At 65.3% G+C, this 21,006-nt stretch carries 20 protein-coding genes and 2 pseudogenes; 7 read left to right on the top strand and 15 right to left on the bottom strand.

The features are described from left to right. Positions 1–6 precede the first annotated feature (6 nt). A complete protein-coding gene (locus AADZ55_RS09680) occupies positions 7–1,392 on the bottom strand; it encodes an RsmB/NOP family class I SAM-dependent RNA methyltransferase (RefSeq protein WP_085325181.1) in 1,386 nt (461 codons plus the stop codon). Beyond that, positions 1,389–2,327 carry a methionyl-tRNA formyltransferase gene (gene fmt / locus AADZ55_RS09675; protein ID WP_085325182.1) on the bottom strand — a complete coding sequence of 313 codons (939 nt, stop codon included), beginning with the start codon at positions 2,325–2,327 and terminating at the stop codon, positions 1,389–1,391. Before fmt ends, AADZ55_RS09680 begins: the two co-directional genes overlap by 4 nt. Before the next feature lie 196 nt (positions 2,328–2,523). Between fmt and AADZ55_RS09670 the strand changes: the two genes are divergently transcribed. Next, the gene (locus tag AADZ55_RS09670) at positions 2,524–3,348 is read left to right on the top strand and encodes a virulence-associated methyltransferase (RefSeq protein ID WP_085325224.1); all 825 of its coding nucleotides are present in this window, start codon (positions 2,524–2,526) and stop codon (positions 3,346–3,348) included. 78 nt (positions 3,349–3,426) lie between these two features. Here the strand turns inward: AADZ55_RS09670 and AADZ55_RS09665 are convergent, their stop codons facing one another. Continuing rightward, complete coding sequence (locus tag AADZ55_RS09665; RefSeq protein ID WP_085325183.1) at positions 3,427–3,909, bottom strand: MarR family transcriptional regulator; 483 nt, start codon at positions 3,907–3,909, stop codon at positions 3,427–3,429. 217 nt (positions 3,910–4,126) lie between these two features. Between AADZ55_RS09665 and AADZ55_RS09660 the strand changes: the two genes are divergently transcribed. After that, positions 4,127–4,951 (top strand): class I SAM-dependent methyltransferase, encoded by an 825-nt coding sequence (locus AADZ55_RS09660; RefSeq protein ID WP_085325184.1) that lies wholly within the window; start codon positions 4,127–4,129, stop codon positions 4,949–4,951. Between the two features lie 17 nt (positions 4,952–4,968). Here the strand turns inward: AADZ55_RS09660 and AADZ55_RS09655 are convergent, their stop codons facing one another. Then, a complete protein-coding gene (locus tag AADZ55_RS09655) occupies positions 4,969–6,993 on the bottom strand; it encodes a primosomal protein N' (RefSeq protein ID WP_207569091.1) in 2,025 nt (674 codons plus the stop codon). A 35-nt stretch (positions 6,994–7,028) separates the two neighbouring features. Then, entirely contained in the window at positions 7,029–7,778 is a 750-nt protein-coding gene (locus AADZ55_RS09650) for a lysoplasmalogenase (protein WP_085325185.1), read from the bottom strand. On the opposite strand from AADZ55_RS09650, the gene AADZ55_RS09645 reads away from it, so the two are divergent. Then, on the top strand, positions 7,777–8,739 hold the full coding sequence (locus tag AADZ55_RS09645) for an alpha/beta hydrolase (RefSeq protein ID WP_085325186.1): 963 nt from the start codon (positions 7,777–7,779) through the stop codon (positions 8,737–8,739). The two genes, AADZ55_RS09650 and AADZ55_RS09645, sit on opposite strands and share 2 nt — an antisense overlap. Before the next feature lie 24 nt (positions 8,740–8,763). Continuing rightward, positions 8,764–9,726: an alpha/beta hydrolase gene (locus AADZ55_RS09640; RefSeq protein WP_085325187.1), complete on the top strand. Its 963-nt coding sequence runs from the start codon at positions 8,764–8,766 to the stop codon at positions 9,724–9,726. A gap of 163 nt (positions 9,727–9,889) precedes the next feature. On the opposite strand, the pseudogene AADZ55_RS09635 reads toward AADZ55_RS09640, so the two are convergent. From AADZ55_RS09635 to AADZ55_RS09590, 10 genes and pseudogenes are all read right to left on the bottom strand, one after another. Beyond that, positions 9,890–10,011, bottom strand: a pseudogene (locus tag AADZ55_RS09635) (type VII secretion protein EsxS); the annotation flags it as partial. 15 nt (positions 10,012–10,026) lie between these two features. Then, positions 10,027–11,298, bottom strand: a complete 1,272-nt coding sequence (locus AADZ55_RS09630) for a PPE family protein (RefSeq protein ID WP_085325188.1) — start codon at positions 11,296–11,298, stop codon at positions 10,027–10,029. A gap of 164 nt (positions 11,299–11,462) precedes the next feature. Beyond that, positions 11,463–11,783, bottom strand: a complete 321-nt coding sequence (locus AADZ55_RS09625) for a WXG100 family type VII secretion target (protein ID WP_085325189.1) — start codon at positions 11,781–11,783, stop codon at positions 11,463–11,465. Positions 11,784–11,794: 11 nt separating this feature from the next. Next, positions 11,795–11,914: pseudogene (locus tag AADZ55_RS09620) on the bottom strand (type VII secretion protein EsxS); the annotation flags it as partial. Between the two features lie 53 nt (positions 11,915–11,967). After that, entirely contained in the window at positions 11,968–12,279 is a 312-nt protein-coding gene (locus AADZ55_RS09615; protein ID WP_085325190.1) for a PE family protein, read from the bottom strand. A 242-nt stretch (positions 12,280–12,521) separates the two neighbouring features. Beyond that, a complete protein-coding gene (locus AADZ55_RS23550; RefSeq protein WP_423202370.1) occupies positions 12,522–12,806 on the bottom strand; it encodes a hypothetical protein in 285 nt (94 codons plus the stop codon). Positions 12,807–13,454: 648 nt separating this feature from the next. Further along, positions 13,455–14,477: a LacI family DNA-binding transcriptional regulator gene (locus AADZ55_RS09605; RefSeq protein ID WP_085325191.1), complete on the bottom strand. Its 1,023-nt coding sequence runs from the start codon at positions 14,475–14,477 to the stop codon at positions 13,455–13,457. Positions 14,478–14,491: 14 nt separating this feature from the next. Further along, a complete protein-coding gene (locus AADZ55_RS09600) occupies positions 14,492–14,773 on the bottom strand; it encodes a PE domain-containing protein (protein WP_165759381.1) in 282 nt (93 codons plus the stop codon). Between the two features lie 408 nt (positions 14,774–15,181). Then, positions 15,182–16,252: a LacI family DNA-binding transcriptional regulator gene (locus AADZ55_RS09595; RefSeq protein WP_085325192.1), complete on the bottom strand. Its 1,071-nt coding sequence runs from the start codon at positions 16,250–16,252 to the stop codon at positions 15,182–15,184. Positions 16,253–16,402: 150 nt separating this feature from the next. Continuing rightward, positions 16,403–17,437 carry an AraC family transcriptional regulator gene (locus AADZ55_RS09590; RefSeq protein ID WP_085325193.1) on the bottom strand — a complete coding sequence of 345 codons (1,035 nt, stop codon included), beginning with the start codon at positions 17,435–17,437 and terminating at the stop codon, positions 16,403–16,405. A gap of 75 nt (positions 17,438–17,512) precedes the next feature. Between AADZ55_RS09590 and AADZ55_RS09585 the strand changes: the two genes are divergently transcribed. The 3 genes from AADZ55_RS09585 to AADZ55_RS09575 all read left to right on the top strand — a co-directional run bounded on the left by AADZ55_RS09585 (position 17,513) and on the right by AADZ55_RS09575 (position 20,986). After that, complete coding sequence (locus AADZ55_RS09585; protein ID WP_085325194.1) at positions 17,513–18,922, top strand: cytochrome P450; 1,410 nt, start codon at positions 17,513–17,515, stop codon at positions 18,920–18,922. Next, the gene (locus tag AADZ55_RS09580; RefSeq protein ID WP_085325195.1) at positions 18,901–20,376 is read left to right on the top strand and encodes a flavin-containing monooxygenase; all 1,476 of its coding nucleotides are present in this window, start codon (positions 18,901–18,903) and stop codon (positions 20,374–20,376) included. Before AADZ55_RS09585 ends, AADZ55_RS09580 begins: the two co-directional genes overlap by 22 nt. A 310-nt stretch (positions 20,377–20,686) precedes the next feature. Then, complete coding sequence (locus AADZ55_RS09575) at positions 20,687–20,986, top strand: PE family protein (RefSeq protein ID WP_085325196.1); 300 nt, start codon at positions 20,687–20,689, stop codon at positions 20,984–20,986. The last annotated feature ends 20 nt before the right edge of the window (positions 20,987–21,006 follow it).

The following is a 21,006-nucleotide window of genomic DNA, read 5'->3' as shown; positions in this document are numbered from 1 at the left end:
CGAACCTCACGTTTGGCGGCGCAGCGCGGCGGCGAACATGGCGTCGGTGCCGTGCCGGTGCGGCCACAGCTGAACGTGGGGACCGTCCCCAAGCCCTTCGGTGACCGGCTCGAACAACGGCCGGGTATCCAGCGACTGAACCGGCTGCCGGCGCAGCGCGTCGGCGACAACACCCACGGTCTCGGCCAGGTGTGGCGAACAGGTCGCATAAAGCACCACGCCGCCGGGCCGGGTCAGCGCGATCGCGGCGCTCAGCAACTCACGTTGCAGCTTGGCCAGCCCCGCGACGTCGCTTGACTGACGGCGCCAACGGGCCTCCGGCCGACGGCGCAACGCGCCCAGCCCGGTGCAAGGCACGTCCACCAGCACTCGGTCGAAGCCTGGGTCGAGGTCGGTGTGCCGCCCGTCGACTCGCACCACCTCAACCGGCAGTCCGCGGGTGTTTTCCGCTACCAGCTCCGCGCGGTGTGGCGACGGCTCCACCGCGGTCACTCGCGCCCCCGCGTCCGGGCGCTGGCTCGAGCCGAGCGCAGCCAGCAGCGCGGTCTTACCGCCGGGCCCGGCGCACAGGTCCAGCCACCGTCCGGTGTCGCCGTCGACCGGTGCCAGCGTCAGCGCCCGCGCCACCAACTGGCTGCCCTCGTCCTGGACCTGGGCTCGACCATCGCGCACCGGCCCCAGTCGTCCCGGGTCACCGCCCGGCAGGTACACGGCGAAAGGCGAATACCGGCCGACGGTTCCGTGCACCGCCTCGGCCAGCTCGGCGGCGGTCAGCACCCCGGGCCGGGCCGCCAGATGCACCCGTGGCCGCTCGTCATCGCTAGCCAGCGCCACGTCGAGTTCCCCGGCCGCCACGCCCAGCGCGTCAGCAAAGGCCTGGGCGATCCAGCGCGGGTGCGCGTGCACGAACGCGGCGTGCCCGATCGGATCACTCTGCGAATCGGGCGCTAGTTCGCCAACCCAGGACCTTTCGTCTCGGCCGGCGATGGTACGCAGCACACCGTTGACGAAACCTGCTCGTGCCGAATCGAATTCGATTCCAGCCTGCTCGACGGTGGTTGACACCGCGGCGTGTGCGTCAACCCGGGTGCGCAACAGCTGGTAGGCGCCGAGCCGCAGCAGGTCAAGCAAGACCGGATCGATCGCGTTCGGCGAGCGTCCGGCGGCCGCACCGATGATCGCGTCCAGCAGGCCGCGAGTTCGGCAGGCGCCGTACGACAGCTCGGTGGCGAACGCGGCGTCGCGGCCGCTGATACCGCGTTCGGCCAGCAGCGCGGGCAACACCAAGTTTGCGTAGGCGTCGCGCTCACTGACCGCCCGCAGTACCTCGAACGCCGCGCGACGCGCCGGGTCCAGCGGCCGGCGGCGCGGCCCACGCGGTCTAGGCGTCATGTTGCCCGTGCGGCCGGGTCGAGCCGTGCCCCCCGCGCCCAGTCGGCCGCGTTCATGAGCTTCTTTCCGGGCGGCTGAATCTGGTCCAGGCACACCGGTTCCGACCCGGTGCCGATCCACACGCTTGTGCGATCTATGTGAATACCGCCGGGCGGCAAGGGCCTTGGTGGCCGGTGATCGCCGTCGAGGTGCACCGGTCCAAGTTTGATCCGCAGATCACCGATGAGTGTCCAGGCGCCCGGGTTGGGGGTGACGGCACGAATCCGTCGCTCCACCACCGCCGCCGGCAAGTCCCACCGCACCCGGGCATGTTCCACGGTAATTTTCGGGGCCACGCTAACCCCGTCCGCCGGTTGTGGTCGCGGTGTCAGCGTCTGATCGGCTATCCCGTCCAGTGTGGTCGATAGCAGCGCCGCCCCCGAAACCGCTAGGCGCTCAAGTAGATCCCCTGCGGTGTCGGTCGCCTGGATCACTTCGGTGACGACACCGTATATCGGTCCCGAATCCAGGCTTGGCTCGATCTGGAACGTCGTGGCTCCGGTGATCGTGTCTCCGGCTTCGATCGCGGCCTGTACCGGCGCCGCGCCACGCCAGGCCGGCAGCAGCGAGAAGTGCAGGTTGACCCAGCCGTGCCGGGGGACGGCCAGCAGGCCGCCCCCGAGCAAGGCCCCGTAGGCAACCACGGCGCAGCATTCGGGCGCCAACTCCGACAGTTCGGCGACGAACTCTGCCGAGTTCGGCCGCGACGGCCGCAACACCGGAATGCCGTGGTCCAGCGCCTCGCGGGCCACCGGTGAGGGCTGCGGCTTGCCCCGCCGGCCGCAAGCCGCGTCGGGGCGGGTCAGCACGGCAATCACGTCGTGACGGGGCGATTCGATGAGCCGGCGCAACGTGGCCAGGGCGGGTTCCGGGGTGCCGGCGAAGACTAGGCGCACTCGCACAGTCTAAAAAGGCCGCCGACGTGGCGTGGACCACAATTCCGACACGCGCTATTGTTAGAGGCTTACACTATTTCTGATGCATACTGTATCCGGCGGGTACGGTCGACATGCTGCTGTCGGACCACCCACCGTGCCAGCGACAACGATGTCGAAGTTTCGCAGCCACATCACTTACTTCTCAGGAGACCTGATGACTATCGACACACCTGTCCGCGAGGATCAAACGCTCGCTGCCACGCACCGGGCAATGTGGGCCCTCGGTGACTACGCCCTGATGGCGGAAGAGGTGATGGCGCCACTCGGCCCGATCCTGGTCGCCGCCGCGGGTATCGGGCCGGGTGTCCGAGTTCTCGACGTCGCCGCCGGCTCTGGCAATATCTCGCTTCCCGCGGCCAAGACGGGTGCCACGGTGATTTCCACCGACCTCACACCCGAGTTGCTGCAGCGCTCCCAGGCCAGGGCCGCCGCAGAGGGGTTGACCCTCGAATACCAGGAAGCCAATGCGCAAGCCCTGCCGTTCGGCGACAACGAGTTCGACACCGTGATGTCCGCGATCGGCGTGATGTTCGCGCCGGATCATCAGGCCGCGGCCAGCGAGCTGGTCCGGGTCTGTCGGCCGGGCGGGACGATCGGTGTGATCAGCTGGACGCACGAAGGTTTCTTCGGGCGGATGCTGGCAACCATCAGGCCATACCGGCCGAGCGTGTCGGCGGATTTGCCGCCGTCGGCGTTGTGGGGACGTGAGGCCTACATCACCGGACTGCTGGGCGACGGAGTCACCGGCCTCAAAACGGCCCGTGGACAATTGGAGGTCAAGCGGTTCGACACCGCCCAGGCCGTCCACGACTACTTCAAGACCCATTACGGTCCGACGATCGAGGCCTACGCGCACATCGGCGACAACGCGGTGCTGGCCGCCGAGCTCGACAGACAGCTTGTCGAACTCGCGGCGCAATACCTGTCTAACGGTGTCATGGAGTGGGAGTACCTGCTTCTCACCGCAGAAAAGCGCTGACGCAGGCAATCTAAGCTCGAGCCCGTGTCGGGCCGTTCCGCCGCTGGGCGGACGGCCAGACACGGGCTCGGCTGCGTGCTACTCGATTTCGAAGCGTGCGTCGGGCTCGCCGCCCGCTTCGGTGAACGCCGTCAGGGCACGCACCAGACCGTGGCGTTCCACCGCCGGCATTTGTTCCACGATGCGGGCGATTTCGGTGCGTCGTTGCGCGGTGACCTGCCGGACCACCTCTCGTCCACGCTTGGTCAACGCTGCGAGCAGCTCCCGCCGAGAGGTGGGGTGCGGTAGACGGTCGATCAGTTCGGCGCTGACCAGCCGGTCGACCATTCGGCCGGTCGCCGATGGCTGCACACCCAGCAATGTCGCCAGCGTGGCCAGGTTGATCGGACCGTGATTGGACAAGATCACCAGAGTCCGGAATTGCGGGATGGTGATGTTCTCGTCGACCTCACCGATTGAATGGGCCGAGATGGCTACCAGCAACCGGGACGCCGTTAGTAATGCATCCGTGATCGCATCCACCGATTCTTCGGCCGTTGTCGGATTTTCCGTTGGCATCATTGCCCCCTTCCCCGGGCCTTTGCCGGGCGTCAACTTCGTCGCGCACCGAGCGTACAGCCAGAAAAGTGTACCAGCCTATCGTGGTCGACATTGACTATTTTGCATGCATATTATTGCCTGCGGGCAATGTTTGGATACTTGCGATGGTCACATCTGCCCCGCCACCGACGACGACGTCGCAGGTGAAGCCCCACTCTAGCCGCTCGCAGGAGTTCCAATGACTATCGACACACCCATCAGCGAACGACAAGCACCGGCGAGAACGCACCGCGAGATGTGGGCATTGGGCGACTACGCTGCCATCGCCGAGGAGCTATTAGCCCAGCTCGGCCCAATCTTGGTCTCCGCCAGTGGCATTCGCCCCGGCGACCGTGTGCTTGATGTGGCCGCAGGCACCGGCAACGTGTCGATTCCGGCGGCCGCGGCGGGTGCTCACGTCATTGCCAGCGACCTGACGCCGGAGCTGCTGCGCCGCGCCCAAGCGCGTGCGGCGGCAGTCGGACTGGAGCTCGGCTGTCGGGAAGCCAGCGCAGAAGCCCTGCCGTTCGGCGCTGGCGAATTCGACGCGGTGCTCTCGACGATCGGGGTGATGTTCGCTCCGCGCCATCAGCGCACCGCGGACGAAATGGCCCGGGTCTGCCGACGCGGCGGCAAGATCAGCACCCTCAGCTGGACCCCCGACGGCTTCTACGGCAAATTGCTGTCCACCATCAGACCGTACCAACCGACCCTGCCGACGGGAGCGCCGCACGAGGTGTGGTGGGGAAGCGAAGACTACGTGAGTGACCTGTTTCGCGATCACGTGTCCGACATTCGTACCCGGCGCGGCTCTCTGAAAGTGGACCGGTTCGGTTGCCCCGAAGAATGTCGCGACTATTTTAAGAACTTCTACGGCCCGGCGATCAACGCCTACCGGGCCATCGCCGACAACCTCGATCGCGTCGCCACACTCGACACCGAAATCACCGAACTCTGCCGCGAGTACCTCAACGACGACGTGATGCAGTGGGAGTACCTGATATTCACCGCCCGGAAGCGTTGAGGTAGCGGCTATTCCGTCTATCCAACGTGCAGCGGGTCAATCTGCACCCGGACCGGCTTGTGGGTCTGCCGCGCGCTGAGCACACCGATGCCACGCCGCAGACTCGCGGCCAATTCCAGGCCCTGCTCGCGGCGGACTCGCAGCAACATCCTGATGACTGGCTCATCGGTGGGGACGCCCGCCGGGCGGCGGACGCCAGGCGGCAGGTCCACCGGGCCGAGCAGGTCGGAGCCGTCGGGCAACCGAGCCGCCTCCAGCAGTGCCGTCACGGTGCCGGCCGGGCCATCCAGGGCAGCGATGTGCACACTTGGCGGTAGGCCGACCTCGGTTCGGGCCGCCAGTTCGGCCTCCGCGTGGCCTACCGGATCCCACCGGATCAGCGATTGCACTGTCGGAATGGATGATTCGGCGACCACCGTCACCACACCGCCGGCGCCGCGCGGACGCACCAGTGCGGCCGCCGTCATCCAGCGCCACAGCGCATTCTCGGCGGCGCGCAGGTCTTGCCGGCCCAGCAGCGCCCAGCTATCCAGCAGCAGCGCGGCCCCGTACCCGCCGGACGCCCGGGGTTCGGCTCCTGGGGTAGCGACCACCAGGACCGGGCGGGCGTCGACCTCCGCCACGATTATCTCGCCCGCCGACGTGATCACCGCCGTACCCGGGAATGCTCGGCCCAGCTCTTCGGCAGTTCGCCGGGCCCCGACGACCACGGCACGCACCGCATCCGACCCGCAGCGCGCGCATCGCAGGGTCGGGTCCACCCGTCCGCACCAGCGACATACCGCACCGGGCGGGCCGGCGTCTTGCAGCGACAACGGACCCGTGCAATGCCGGCAACGGGCGATCGCACGGCAGCGTCCGCAGGCCAGCGAGGGCACATACCCGCGCCGCGGCACCTGCACCAGCACCGGCGCTCCGGCCTGCAGCGCCGAGCGGGCCGCGCGCAGCGCGACCGACGGTATCCGCGCTGTGCGGGCGGCCGGGTCCAGTTCGTCGGCGTACCCGCTGTCGTCGAGGGCAACCACCCGAGGAGTGCACCCACGCACCACCGGCCGTGGTGCGACCACGTCGTGCGCCCAGCCGCTACGCACCAGCGCGTGAGCCTCGGCGGTGCGGGCGTAGCCACCGATCAGCGCCGCGCACCGCGCCTGATGCGCGCGCAGCATCGCCACCTCCCGGGCGTGCGGATAGGGTGCCCGCGGCTCGGCGAGGGAGTCATCGGCGTCGGCCCAAACCATGACCAGACCCAGGTCGCTCAGCGGCGCGAACACCGCGCTGCGGGTACCGATCACCAGCCGGGCCTGGCCGCGCAGCGCGGCCAGCCAGCGCCGGTAGCGTGCTGCCGGCCCCAAGCCCGCCGACAGTGCCACCACAGTGTGCTCATCGACGTGGGCCGTCGCGGCCTGCCACAGCGCGTCCAGATCCCGCTGATCGGGCACCACCGCCAGCACCGAGCGTCCGGCGCGTACGGTCTGCGCGGCGGCCTCGGCGAATCGGTCCGCCCACAGCTCACCGGGAACCGCCTGCCAGACCGCCCGGGCGGCGCGCGAGGAGGCCAGCGCCGCCAGGAATTGTCCGCCGCGACCATAAACTTCCCAACCCGCCGGGTCGACCGGCGCTGGGGTCAATGGCCGGGCCGGGATAGCCGCGGGTTCGCGCTCCACCCTGGCGTGTCGGGCGGGCACCGCGAGCCGCACCACATCCGGGCGAGTCCCGGCGTAGCGCGCCGCGACTGCGTCGACCAACCGGCGAATTTCCGCCGTCAGCACCGGCTCGGGCGACACCACCCGATCCAGCCAGCCCAGCTTGCCCTGGTGATCGGTGTCGTTGCGACGCTCCAGCACAAAACCGTCGACCAGCCGGCCATGAAACCGCACCCGTACCCGCACTCCCGGCTGGGCATCGTCGGACTGCTCGGCGGACACCAAGTAGTCGAAGTCGCGGTCCAGGTGCGGCACCGACAACATCGGCAGCACCCGTGCGATCGGCTCGACCTCAACAGGCGTGCGGGGTCGGCCGCGAGATCCGCTGCTAGACAACATCTTTCTTGCCTGGTTCGCGCGTCGAGCGCGTTGCCCTAGCTCTCGGCAGACCCGGGAACGTTGGCGGTGGTTTGCTCAGCGCCCTCGCGGCCGAAGAAGAACCCCGCCGTAATCAGGATCGCCGCCGCGGCATACGTCCACCAGATCGGTACCGCCAATACCTCGTTGCCGAGAATGAATCGGCCGATGGCGATCATCGAATCCGACACGGCGAAACACACCGCCCCCACAGCGGTCCAGATGGTCGGTAGCTGGGCCAGGAGCGCGGTGCACACCATCGCGGATAACACGACGATGTAGACCGTCACCGGAACCGTCAGTTTCTCCTGACCCAGATGGGGCCAGAACCACACCAGCAGCCCCCCGGGCGCCGCGCACATTACGATGACGGCGATGATGCGCGCACGCGTCGGAGCCGCCTTGAGCGCGAGCGGCAGCAGCGCACCTAGGAAACACAAGTGCGCCAGCAGGAATGCCCCCAACCCGAACACGAATGACTGCGTCCACCAGCCGATCGCCAGCAACCAGTCGCCGGCCGCCGACAACAACAGCGCACCCACCAGCCACCGCCGCTCGCGGGCGATGGGGTGGGCAAGCGCGGCGACGGCCAGCAACACCGCCATCGACGCCTTGAACGCGGGCTGCAGTACCCACTGCCCGGTCAGCTCGCTCCCGGGCGGCAACCGCATCGCGACTACGGTCAAGTACACGCCGTAGGCGAGGCCCGCCCAGCCGGCGGCCACCCAACCACCGGTCACCAAGCGAGATGCGTACGGTACGTCCATGCCGAGTTTGGACAACACCGCCGACGAGAAACCCGCGATCGACCCCATCCTGCTGAAGGTACTGGATGCTGTTCCGTTTCGGCTATCCATCGACGATGGGATCGACGCGGCGCGCCAGCGGTTGCGCGACCTGCCACGCCGAGTGGTGCATCCCGAGCTGCGGGTCGAGGACCGGGCGATCGATGGGCCGGCGGGGACGATCGACATCCGCGTCTATTGGCCGCCAACGGATCCCGATCATGGCGAGCCGCCCGTTGTGCTGTATTTCCACGGCGGCGGGTTCGTCATGGGCGACCTCGACACGCACGACGGCTCGTGCCGTCAGCATGCCGTCGGCGCTGACGCGATCGTCGTGTCGGTTGACTACCGGCTGGCCCCCGAGCACCCGTACCCCGCTGCCATCGAAGACGCTTGGGCCGCAACGTTATGGGTCGCCGACCATGGCCTCCAGATCGGTGCTGACGTCGGCCGCCTGGCCGTCGCCGGAGATTCTGCTGGCGGCACCATCGCCGCGGTGATCGCGCAGCGCGCCCGTGACCAGGGCGAACCGCGGATTGCGTTCCAGCTGTTGTGGTACCCCTCCACGCTGTGGGACCAATCGCTGCCGTCGTTCGCCGAGAACGCCGACGCACCGCTCCTCGACGTCAAGGCGATTGCCGCGTTCTCCCGTTGGTACGCCGGCAAAATCGATATGTCCAACCCGCCGGCGGCGATGGCGCCGGGCCGGGCGGAGAACCTGGCCGACCTGCCGCCCGCCCACATCGGTGTTGCCGGTTACGACCCGTTGCGCGACGACGGTATCCGGTACGGCGAGTTGCTCGCCGCCGCCGGCGTACCCGTCCAGGTACACAACGCCGAGACGATGGTGCACGGCTATGTCGGGTACGCAGGTGTGGTGCCCGCCGCCACCGCCGGCCTGAACCGCGGGCTAGCAGCGTTGCGGACCGCATTGCACGGGTAGGTCGCACGGGTACGGTAAAGGCCCATGACGGAGCCAACCCTTGCCCGACCCGATATCGATCCCCTGCTGAGCATGCTGCTCGATGCCGTTCCGCTGACGTTCACCGCGGCCGACGGAGTGGAAGTCGCACGCGCGCGGCTTCGCCAACTGAAGGCGCCCCCGGAGATGCTGCCGGAGCTACGCATCGAAGATCGCACCGTTGGTTACGACGATCTCACCGACATCCCGGTCCGGATCTACTGGCCGCCAGTCGCCGGCGATAACTTGCCCGTGCTGGTCTACTACCACGGTGGCGGCTGGTCGCTCGGCGATCTGGACACTCACGACCCCGTCGCCCGCGCCCACGCCGTCGGCGCCGAGGCCATCGTGGTGTCCGTTGACTACCGGCTTGCCCCCGAGCATCCCTACCCGGCCGGGATCCACGACAGCTATGCGGCATTGCGCTGGGTCGGCGAGCATGCCACCGAGCTGGGCGGTGACCCGAACCGCATCGCCGTTGCCGGCGATTCGGCCGGCGGCAACATCTCGGCGGTCGTGGCGCAGCTTGCCCGCGACAACGGCGGACCGGCGCTGGTGTTCCAGTTGCTGTGGTATCCCTCGGTCACCGGCGATCTGTCGCTGCCGGCATTTACCGAGAACGCCGACGCGCCGATCCTGGATCGCGACGTCATCGATGCCTTCCTGACCTGGTATGTGCCGGGGCTGGATATCAGTGACCACACGACGCTGCCCCCCACTCTGGCCCCGGCCAATGCCGCGAACTTCGCGGGCCTGCCACCGGCGTTTATCGGTACCGCCGAACACGACCCGCTGCGCGACGACGGGGCCCGCTACGCCGAACTGCTCACCGCCGCCGGGGTGCCGGCGGAGTTGAGCAACGAGCCGACCATGGTGCACGGCTACGTCAGCTTCGCTCTCGTGGTACCCGCCGCGGCCGAGGCCACCAACCGCGGAGTTGCGGCGCTGAAAAAGGCGTTGCACGCCTAGCAAGCGCCAAACCGGAAAAGTCTCCGCACCAGATGGTTTCGGCGATGAACCAGCGCGATCGCCGATGAGCTCTGCCGCATTCGAATCGACGTCCCATCTAGGCATCAAACAGGGCTAGCCAGCGCTGACATCGCCGGGTAGTGTGTGCGGCCGCGGCATCAGCGGCCACAGCAGCAAACCGGGCATTGGAAGCCTGACCGATCGTGTGCCGCATCAACCCCGCCTTAGCCCCAAAGCCGACTCCGAAGCCACCAACTGCGGAATATGGGCATCCAACAAACTCATAACGCTTCTTCCGAATCACTTTGACCAACTCAGATCCCACGACGACGGCAACATGGGCACCCGCGAACCCCCAGACTCAGCACCCAACACCGACAACCCCGACGGCTCCACCCTCGCTGAACCTTGATCAATACCCCCCACCGCTGGTAACGCAGCGGCATCATTCGGCCCAGACAGCGACTGAACACGCGCAAGGGCGCCCAGTTGCGTTGGTGTATTTATGCTTTGAGCATCCGACGACACACCTACACTCTCCGAGCCAGCGTCTGCCAAGCCCACACCAAGGTCCGATGAACCCCGGACATACCCATCAATACCCAGTGGCAATGCAATCGGCAGGATGATCGCGGCAGCGACGGTAGCAAGTGGCACGGCAACGGCGCCAAGCACCACCGCGGTCGCGACGGAATCGACCGCAAACACGCTGGCGAGAGCTAGCAAGATCATGATTACCTCGGACGCACTGTGCGCCACGAGAAGGGCAGCCACCGCCTCATACACAGCTTCATATGCAAAGCCCCCCAAGAAGCCGACGATCACTGCTACCACCACGCCGATGAGGTCACCAAGGTACGCACCGACATAACCCTCAAGGTAGTCACTGATATCAAAAGCGAGCACTGCCATAGAATCCCAGGCATAAGCGAAGATCTCGACGAAAAAGTACAAGAAGTCTTCCAAAAACCCCCACCAGCTGCCCGGCACTGCTGCGGCCTGCGACGCAACATTCAGGGCGTCGCTACCAATGGAATGGATCAGGCGTGGGGCAACGGTCGCTTGTGGCGCGCATGCCACAGTCATGGTTGAGACCGCGTCATAAGTGGCCATGGTGGTCGCAGCTTGGACCCACATGCGCGCATAGTCGGCCTCGTTGACGGCGATCGGAATGGCATTGATGCCAAAGAAGTTGGTCGCTAGCAACACACCATGGGTGACATGATTCGCGGCCAACTCGCTTATCGTGGGCATAGCCGCCAGCGCAGCGCTATACGCCGCGGCCACCGCCTCAAGCTCAGCAGCCATCGCAGCGGCGTCGGCTCCGTTTTTCACCAACCACGCTACATACGGCCGGTGCGCAGCCGCATAATTCGCGGCACTCGGCCCCTGCCACACCTCGCCTTCAACAGTGACGACTTCGGCAGTGAGTTCGTCAGCCGCCGAGAAATACTCGGCGCTAAGCGACGTCCACGCCGACGCCGCAGCCAGCAACGGCCCCGAACCCGGACCCGAACTCAGCAACGCCGAATGCACCTCTGGCGACGAACCCATCCACACTGCCGATGTCATAATCGTTCGCCTAACGAACTTGATGTCGCGCCCACGATGAAGGAGGCCGATCCATCACGGATGTCCCACACCCACCAACCGCTGACCAGTCACAGCTTTGACCGCTAGTCGACCGGGTGTGGCGTGCGGGCGATATATGACGAAAACTGTTACACAACAGGTACTTACCTTTGCCTCAACAAAGTCGCAAGCAGCCTAGCCCCCCATTTGGCGGTTTCGGCCCCGTCGCGGGCCAGCATGGCCATGGTGTTGGACTCATGCGTGCCGGCCATCGAATGATAGGCCCGCATCAGATCCTCCATCGCCTGATTCCACCGCGCCTGCCAACCCTGATAGGTCAACCCGGTATCCCCCTGCCACGCACCCGACAGCACCGCCTGCTCGCTGGCGATATCGGCCCCCAAGCTCTGCAGCGTGCCCGCATAACCCGACATGTCCCCGGCATGGGCCATCATCGCCGGGTAGTTGTACATAATCTGCGACATCACAAACCCTTTCAGAAACCCGTGTAACCGGACGCGGCGGCGACATCGGCAGCCACATAGGTGCCCGCGGCCTCACCCATGTTGGCCTGCGCGACATCCAGCAAGGCATTCACCTTGGCGCCCCGGGCCACCGCTAGCAACGCCGGATGCAGTTCCGGCGGCAAGGCAAACCACACCGGCGCCGTCACAAGCCACCCCAGCCCACATGCGTCCACGCCGCCACGGCATCACCAACGGCATAACTGACACCGAACTCACCCATCCCGATCGCAAAACACGCAAGCTCTTCGATCGCGTCGGCGGCTATCTCAGCATGCTCGTCGCCCAGGGCGCTAAGAGCGGCTGCGTTTCCCAGCAACACCGGATCAGCTGCCGCTGACACCACCCCAATAGGCACTGGTAACGCGGCACCGTATCCGGTCGCCAACCAAGTCGCCAGGGCCACCAGTGCCGCGCTGGCCGCTGCCAAACCTTGGCGTCCCACTCGCAATATCACTGTGCACGATCCCTCCCGATGTAGCGGTGACATGCACGACCAAGCACGCACGGATTTGGAAAACCTGGCAATGCAATCGTTTGCATCGCAATCGTAAGGACAGCGCTGACGGCTGTCAAACCGGACGCTCTCCCCGCGGCGGTGCCGTGTTGACGTGCTCCAGTTTCTCGGAACAACAGCGCAGAGTGGCGTGCATAGGCCATGTTTGTCGGTTACGAGGCACGCCCCGGCGCATTGGCAGGTCACCCCGCGCACGCCAAACCCACGATCATCTGGAAGGGCGCGCCCCAGGGGGATTCAAGCATCCAGACAAGGTCGCGGTCCGCGCCCCGATGCGCTCCCACAGGCATTGTCGGGTGATCAATCGCGCGATGAAGCGGGGTGGTCGCCTTGCCGTGTTTCTTGGACACTTTGGCTCCGTTGCAGACCTCGGATATCAGCTTCTGCTGCGAGTAGAAGTGGTTGGTCAGCTTGGACTGCAGCCGCCAGATCTCGTTGAGTAACAACAACTCCCGCAGCGGTGTCATAGCGGTGGTAACCGACCACGGTGCGGATCACCGCCCAGTTCTTCTGCCCGACATGACAGCCGTCGTTCTTGTTGGCCGGCTACGCCGGGTGAAGGTGATCTGGCGCCCTTGGCGCCATTGCAGCAAGTGGTCGGTGATGAATTCTGATCCGTTGCCAAAGTCCACGCCCAGGATCGGAAACGGCATGTTGCCGGCGATGTGATTGAGTGCTGCCAGGACACATTCGGCGGTGTTGTCCGGCACTGAGCAGTTTTCCGTCCAGCCGTAGCGACATCGGTGATCGACCGCGCAAACACATGGGGCCAGCCAGATTGCCGCCGTCGTGGCCGACCAGGTCAGTCTCGGCGAACCCAGGTCAAGCCTCGTCTCATTCGACCCAGGTCCCGCACCGGGATCTGACTTTGAGCAGCGATCCCGGCTTGGTGCAACACGCCGAACTGCGGTCGTCTCCGTCACGGCTCTGCGCTCGGCCAACGTCGACCCATCACTCGGGCTTACGCGCGCATTTCTGACGAGTCAACGCGGTGAAACCCCAGAAAGATGACTGCACGAGATGCGGGACACACCAACGGTCCAGACTCTCCAGGGTGGCTCAGAGTGTTGGTAGCAGAAGCGATTCCAAGCTACTGCAGTCGTGCCTTTTGCCGCTCATGACGTGGGCGAGAAAGACGGTGTGGGGTTGGAGGCTGCCCTCAGCGGCCGCCGCGGGAGCGATGCTGTGGAACCGCGGACCATGAGAGTCACGGGCATCAACACCGTACCCGGCATTCGCGACGGCTCCTCGATGCAATCAAGCAGTAGGCGAGCCGCCTCGGCGCCAACCGCCGCCTGCGGAATCCGCACCGACGTCATCGGCGGACGCAACTTGTCCAAGAATGGGATGTCGTTGTACCCGACGAGGCTGATCTGCTCCGGGCAGTCGATACCGGCTTCAGCGAACACGTCGTAGCAGCCCAGGGCGATCAAATCATTGGCAGCGATAACCGCGGTGAACTCCACACCGCGATCCAACAGCTCACGCAGCGCAGTCGCGCCGTCCGCCTCAGACCAGCCCGCACATTCGACGGTCAGCGCCGGATCGTCGGCAACCCCAGCGTCGCCCGCGGCGTGCCGAAATGCCGCCGATCGCATTACCCCCATCGGTGTGCTGAACGGACCCGCCAGGTGGGCAATCCTGGTGTGACCCAGCCCGACGAGGTGTTCGACCGCCTGGGTCATCCCCGATGGATCGTCCGGAATAACCGCAGCGATGTCGGGACTATCGGCTCGCCGATTGATCCAGACGATCTTGATTCCCTCGTCCCGAAGTGGCTCCACCAGCGCATGATCCCTGCGCCCGGTGGCAACTATCAAGCCGTCCACCTGTCGTGCCACCAGCGAATCAACCAGGCGCTGTTCTCGTGCGGCATCGTCGCCGGTGCTGGCGACGAAGGTGTCGTAGCCATGCTGGACGAGTACATCCTCGGCAGCACGCACAATCGGCGGGAACAGCGGAATGGCGAGGTCAGGGACCAACAAACCGACAGTACGAGTCCGTGACGTCCTGAGGCTGCGAGCGATCGGATTGGCTCGGCAGCCAAGCGACTCGGCCGCCCGCAACACACGACGCGCCGTCTCGACGTTTTCCAACGCGCCCGTGAGCAGCGAATGCACCTCCGGCGGCGAGGCCATCCAAACCGAAGCCGTCAAAACAAACCGCCCGAGGCTGCGTTTGACGCCGCCGCGGCACCATCACCGACGGCACAACTGACATCGGACTCACCGACCCCGACTCCGGAACGCCCAAGCTCTCCGGTCGCTTCACCGACCACCGCAGCATGCTCACTGTGCAGTACGCTTAGAACGGCAGCGTTCTGGGCCGACACCGGATCAGCAGCCGGGGGCATTATCGCCGGTATCGCCGCAGCGTACGCCGGCCCCGCGCTGGCCGCACCAAACTTTCGAGTCCCACATGCAACGTCACTCACGACGGCCCCTTCCAATGTAGCGGTCGCATGCACGACCAAGCACCCAGCAGCCCACAAACTGGCAATACAAACGATTGCAGTAATCGTAGCAACGGACACCGAAGACGGCCAGTCCAGACGCTCTCACTGCGGTCGAGGCGTCTTGCCGTAACGCGGATCAGAGCTCCGGCACCTGTGATTCAGATCCCTTATGCGCCAAAGTCATATCTTTGTTGTATACGGCCACGTTCACCGGTTGCGGGCTAAGCGGCGGCGCCCTGGTACATCATTGCGGTCGGAAATGATTTGTATGCAATCGATTGTGTTGTGTCCGGAAATGAGACCGGAGTCCGGCCTGGGATTCCGCAGCTGCTTGCGGCGAGTCCGCAACAACTCGTGCAAACCATGCCAGTCGTGCTTTTTGGCCGCTCATGACGTGGGCGAGAAAGACGGTGTGGGGTTGGAGGCTGCCCTCAGTGGCCGCCGCGGGGGCGATGCTGTGGAACCGCGGACCATGAGAGTCACGGGCATCAACACCGTACCCGGCATTCGCGACGGCTCCTCGATGCAATCAAGCAGTAGGCGAGCCGCCTCGGCGCCAACCGCCGCCTGCGGAATCCGCACCGACGTCATCGGCGGACGCAACTTGTCCAAGAATGGGATGTCGTTGTACCCGACGAGGCTGATCTGCTCCGGGCAGTCGATACCGGCTTCAGCGAACACGTCGTAGCAGCCCAGGGCGATCAAATCATTGGCAGTGATAACCGCGGTGAACTCCACACCGCGATCCAACAGCTCACGCAGCGCAGTCGCGCCGTCCGCCTCAAACCAGCCCGCACATTCGACGATCAGCGCCGGATCGTCGGCGACCCCAGCGTCGCCCGCGGCGTGCCGAAATGCCGCCGATCGCATTACCCCCGTCGATGTGCTGAACGGACCCGCCAGGTGGGCAATCCTGGTGTGACCCAGCCCGACGAGGTGTTCGACGGCCTGGGTCATTCCCGATGGATCGTCCGGAATAACCGCAGCGATGTCGGGACTGTTGGCTCGCCGATTGATCCAGACGATCTTGATTCCCTCGTCCCGAAGTGGCTCCACCAGCGCATGATCCCTGCGCCCGGTGGCAATTATCAGGCCGTCCACCTGTCGTGCCACCAGCGAATCAACCAGGCGCTGTTCTCGTGTGGCATCGTCGTCGGTGCTGGCGACGAAGGTGTCGTAGCCGTGCTGGGCGAGCACATCCTCGGCAGCACGCACAATCGGCGGGAACAGCGGAATGGCGAGGTCAGGGACCAACAAACCGACAGTACGAGTCCGTGACGTCCTGAGGCTGCGAGCGATCGGATTGGCTCGGTAGCCAAGCGACTCGGCCGCCCGCAACACACGACGCGCCGTCTCGGCGCTGACCAACGACCGCGTGGATGGGTTAAGCGCGCGCGACGCGGTTGCGGAGTGGACACCCGCCGCCTCCGCCACGTCCTTTAGCGTGGGCTTGCGCACTGTGCAAATCCTATTGCCTGCAAGCCCGTCAACGACTACAGGGGGTGATCCGGCTGGCACTGACGCGCACCCCCGGCTATGGTGACTCCGGCGGACGCCATTCTGCCGCGCGGCGCACGGTTTGATATGACCATCAACCGTCCGGCGAGGCTAACCCTGGCCCGAATACGCGCTGGGCGCCACGCCGTACCAGCGTTTGAACGCGTGCGAAAACGTCGAAACCTCGGTGTAGCCCAGCCGCCTGGACACCTCCTCCACCGTCAGCCCCACGCTACGCAGCAAGTCGACGGCCACGGCAGACCGCACCTCATTGAGCAGCGCCCGAAATGACGTGCCTTCCTCAGCAAGTCGCCGCCGCAGCGTTCGCGGATGGATGTCGAGCTCGGCCGCAACTTCGGGAAGTGTGGGGAACCGCCCCGAATCACGAAACAGTTTGGTGCGCACCAGCGCAGTAATCCCCCGGCGTTGCTCGTTGTGCTGCATCAGCACGTCACACTGTGCGATACACATTTCCAGCGTGTGACGATCGGCCTGCGGCAACGGCTCGTCGAGCATGGCGCGCGGGAAGTGCAGCCTGTTGTGCGCCCGGCCGAAGGCGATGTCGTGTACCGGCATGAGCCAGAGCAGGGGGCGCAGCAGTTCCTCGTCGATCGCCACCTCCGCCGACATCTGGTCGGCGTACTTCTCAGCTACAGGACGGATGAAACTCATTGTCGTCGTGATGATTCCAGCGACATCGCGCTCGATGAAGAACCTCTGCACGTCCGCAGGCAAGTGCCCCGCGTCCAATTCGAACAGGCAATCGTCGGCGGTTTCAAACAATGTGACATCGATGTGCAGCATGGTCAGCGCGAAGTAGCGCATCGTTATCCCGAACAGTTCGCGAAGCGTGCCACACGACATCACCGCGAAGCCGAACAAACCAAAATGGGTGAGCGTGAATCGGCTGCCCACGTCGATACCGACGCCCGCGTCATCCGGCAACCGGGTCAGCAGCCGTCGCACCGCGGTGATCTCGTCGAGCCCGCTGACCACGGTGTCCGGATCGTCGAGATCCGCCGGCTCGATCGCGGTGCCCGCCAGCACATCGCGGGTCGGCACCCCGCGCTCGGCGGCCACCTCACACAACACCCGGGTCGCATACACCGGGTGCCCTACCTCGGCAGCAGGCGGAAAATGTGCCATGAGCTGTCCTAAACTCCCAACTCTATGTCCTATATTCTCATTACGGGACGTCCGGGTCATCCCTACAGTGGAGGCATGGCCACCCTGACCGCCGAGCGGCACTCGATGGGACCCGCCAAACGGCTGAGCACCTGGACGATGACCCGGGAAGCGCTCACCGTCGGATTCGACGCCGGCGACAACTTCCTGGGTCGGCTACGCGGCAGCGACATCACCCGATTCCGTTGTGCTGGTAGACGTTTCATCTCCATCAGTCACCCCGACTACGTCGACCACGTGCTACACGAGGCACGGCTGAAATACGTCAAGTCCGACGAATACGGACCGATCCGGGCCGCGGCCGGCCTCAACCTGCTTACCGACGAAGGCGATTCGTGGGCCAGCCACCGCGGCGCGCTGAATCCTACCTTCGCCCGGCGCCACCTCAACGGGCTCGTCGACCTGATGATCGACCCGATCGCAGACGTCACCGCCGCGCTCCCGTCTGGCAGCATGCAATTCGACATGCACCAGACGATGGTCGAAGCGACCTTGCGCGTGGTCGCCAATGCCCTGTTCAGCCAGGACTTCGGGCCGTTGGTCGGCAGCATGAACGATCTCGCGACCCGCGGACTGCGGCGGGCGGAAAAGCTGGAGCGACTCGGGCTGTGGGGTCTCATGCCGCAACCGATCTACGACGCGCTGGTCCGGTGCATCTACTCGGGTGTACGGCTGCCGCCGCCGTTGCGGGAAATGCAAGAGATCACGCTGGCGCTGGATCGCGCCGTCAACTCTGTGATCGATCGGCGCCTGTCGCAGCCGACCGACTCCGCGGACCTGCTCAACGTATTGCTGAATGCAGACGGCGGAACCTGGCCGCGGCAGCGGGTGCGCGACGAGGCGCTGACGTTCATGCTCGCCGGTCACGAAACCACCGCGAACGCCATGTCCTGGTTCTGGTATCTGATGGCGCTGCACCCCGAAGCCCGCGACCGCATGCTCACCGAGGTGGACGACCTCCTGGGAGCGCGCCGCCCGATCGCCGACGACCTGGGCAACCTGCCGTGGACCACCGCGTGCCTGCAAGAGTCGCAGCGCCACTTCTCGTCGGTCTGGATCATCGCGCGCCGGGCCGTCGACGACGATGTCATCGGCGGACACCACATTCGCCGGGGCACCACCGTTATCATCCCGATCCACCACATTCACAACGACCCGCGCTGGTGGCCCGATCCGGAAAGGTTCGATCCCAGCCGGTTTTTGCGATCCGCCAGGGACCGTCCCCGCTCGGCATATCTGCCGTTCGGCGGCGGTCGACGAATCTGCATCGGGCAGAGCTTCGCTCTGATGGAGATGGTACTGATAGCGGCAATCATGAGTCAGCGCTTCACTTTTGACCTCGCACCTGATCGACCTGTCGAACTCGAGGCAACGCTGACACTGCGACCCAAGCACGGAATTCACCTCATCGGAACCAGGCGCTCATGCCCGACTACCACGCACTGATCGTCGGCGCCGGATTCTCCGGAATCGGCGCCGCAATCAAACTGGACCGGGCGGGCTTCACCGATTACCTAGTGGTCGAAGCCGGCGACGGAGTCGGCGGGACCTGGTACTGGAACACTTATCCCGGTATCGCCGTGGATATTCCATCGTTCTCTTACCAGTTCTCGTTCGAGCAGAGCCGGCACTGGTCGCGCACGTATGCACCCGGGCACGAGCTCAAGGCCTACGCCGAACACTGCGTCGACAAGTACGGCATCCGGTCGCGAATCCGGTTCAACACCAAGGTTATCGCCGCCGAATTCGACGACCACCAGAGTTTGTGGCGCGTGCACACCGATCCAGGCGGCGAGGTTAGTGCCAGGTTCCTGATCAGCGCCAGCGGTGTCCTGACGGTGCCGAAGCTGCCCGACATCGACGGGGTGGACTCGTTCGACGGCGTCACCATGCACACCGCACGCTGGGACCACCGCCAGGACCTGACCGGCAAACGCGTCGGGATTATCGGCACCGGCGCCTCCGCGGTCCAGATCATTCCCGAAATCGCGCCAATTGTCGCTCACCTCACCGTGTTTCAGCGCACCCCGATCTGGTGCTTCCCCAAGCTCGACGTCCCGCTGCCGGCGCCGACGCGCTGGGCGATGCGGATTCCCGGCGGCAGAACAGTCCAGCGACTACTCAGCCAGGCTTTCGTAGAAGCTACCTTCCCGATCGCGGCGCACTACTTCACGGTGTTTCCGCTCGCCCGATTGATGGCGTCAGCGGGACGCCGCTATCTGCGCCATCAGGTCAAAGATCCGGCGGTACGCGAGCAGCTCACCCCGCGCTACGCGGTGGGCTGCAAACGCCCCGGCTTCCACAACACCTATCTGGCCACGTTCAACCGCGACAACGTGCGCCTGGTCACCGAGCCAATCGACAAGATCACCCCCAGCGCGGTGGCCACCACCGACGGAACCTGCCATGAGATCGACGTGCTGGTGCTGGCGACCGGCTTCAAGGTGCTCGACACCGACGAGGCCCTGACCTACGCCGTTACCGGAACCAGCGGCCAGTCCCTCAGCCGGTTCTGGGACCAGCATCGAACGCAGGCCTACGAGGGCGTCAGCGTCCCCGGCTACCCGAACTTCTTCACCGTGTTCGGCCCATATGGCTACGTCGGCTCGTCGTACTTCGCGCTCATCGAGACCCAGACCCACCACATCGTGCGATGCCTGAACCGGGCCCGTCACAACAGCGCAACCCGTGTCGAGGTGACCACGGAGGCTAACGCCCGATACTTTGCCGAAGTGATGCGTCGCCGATACCGCCAGGTCTTCTGGCAGGACAGTTGCCGGCTGGCCAACAGCTACTACTTCGACAAGAACGGTGACGTCCCGTTGCGCCCGACCACCACGGCGGAGGCCTACTGGCGCAGTCGGCACTTTGATCTCGACGACTACCGCTTCACCGCGTAGCGCGAGCAGACGCAGAATCGCACTACGCGGGCCTCCCGCGTGCGATTCTGCGTCTGCTCGCGCTAGCCAGATCGCGCCCCCGGCCCCACCTGTTCAAATTTGGCGGGATTATCCCCTCAGATATGCACGGTTTCAATAGAAAATTCGCTGGCGATTCCTGTGAAGATGCTGTCATTAAATCAGCATGATTGTTAGGGAAACGACAAGATCAGGATCGATTCTCGGCAACCTGGCACGTTGAGTCCGTCGAATCCCGGTTTATAGCGTCTGTTGACAGGACCGAGTCCCGGCGTAGCTGAAGGGAAATCCAATGTCTTTCGTTACTACGTATCCAGAACTGCTGTCGGCGGCAGCCAGCAATCTGCAGTCGCTTGGCGCCGCGTTTACCGTCGGCAATGCCACTGCTGCCGGGCCGACGACCGCGGTCGTACCCGCGGCCGCGGATGAGGTCTCGGCGCTGACCGCTGCGCAATTCGCCGCTCATGCCCAGAGGTATCAAGCGCTGGCCGCGCGTGCGGTCCAGATTCAGGACTTGTTCGCGGCGACACTGGCGACCAACGCGGGTTCGTATGCGGCAACTGAGACGGCCAACGCTACCGCGGCTGGCTGAATGGTCAACCGAGTTACCTG

The organism is Mycobacterium decipiens (assembly GCF_963853665.1).
Classification (GTDB): domain Bacteria; phylum Actinomycetota; class Actinomycetes; order Mycobacteriales; family Mycobacteriaceae; genus Mycobacterium; species Mycobacterium decipiens.
The sequence above is the reverse complement of the archived record's forward strand: the minus strand, read 5'-3'. Positions and strand labels throughout refer to the sequence as shown.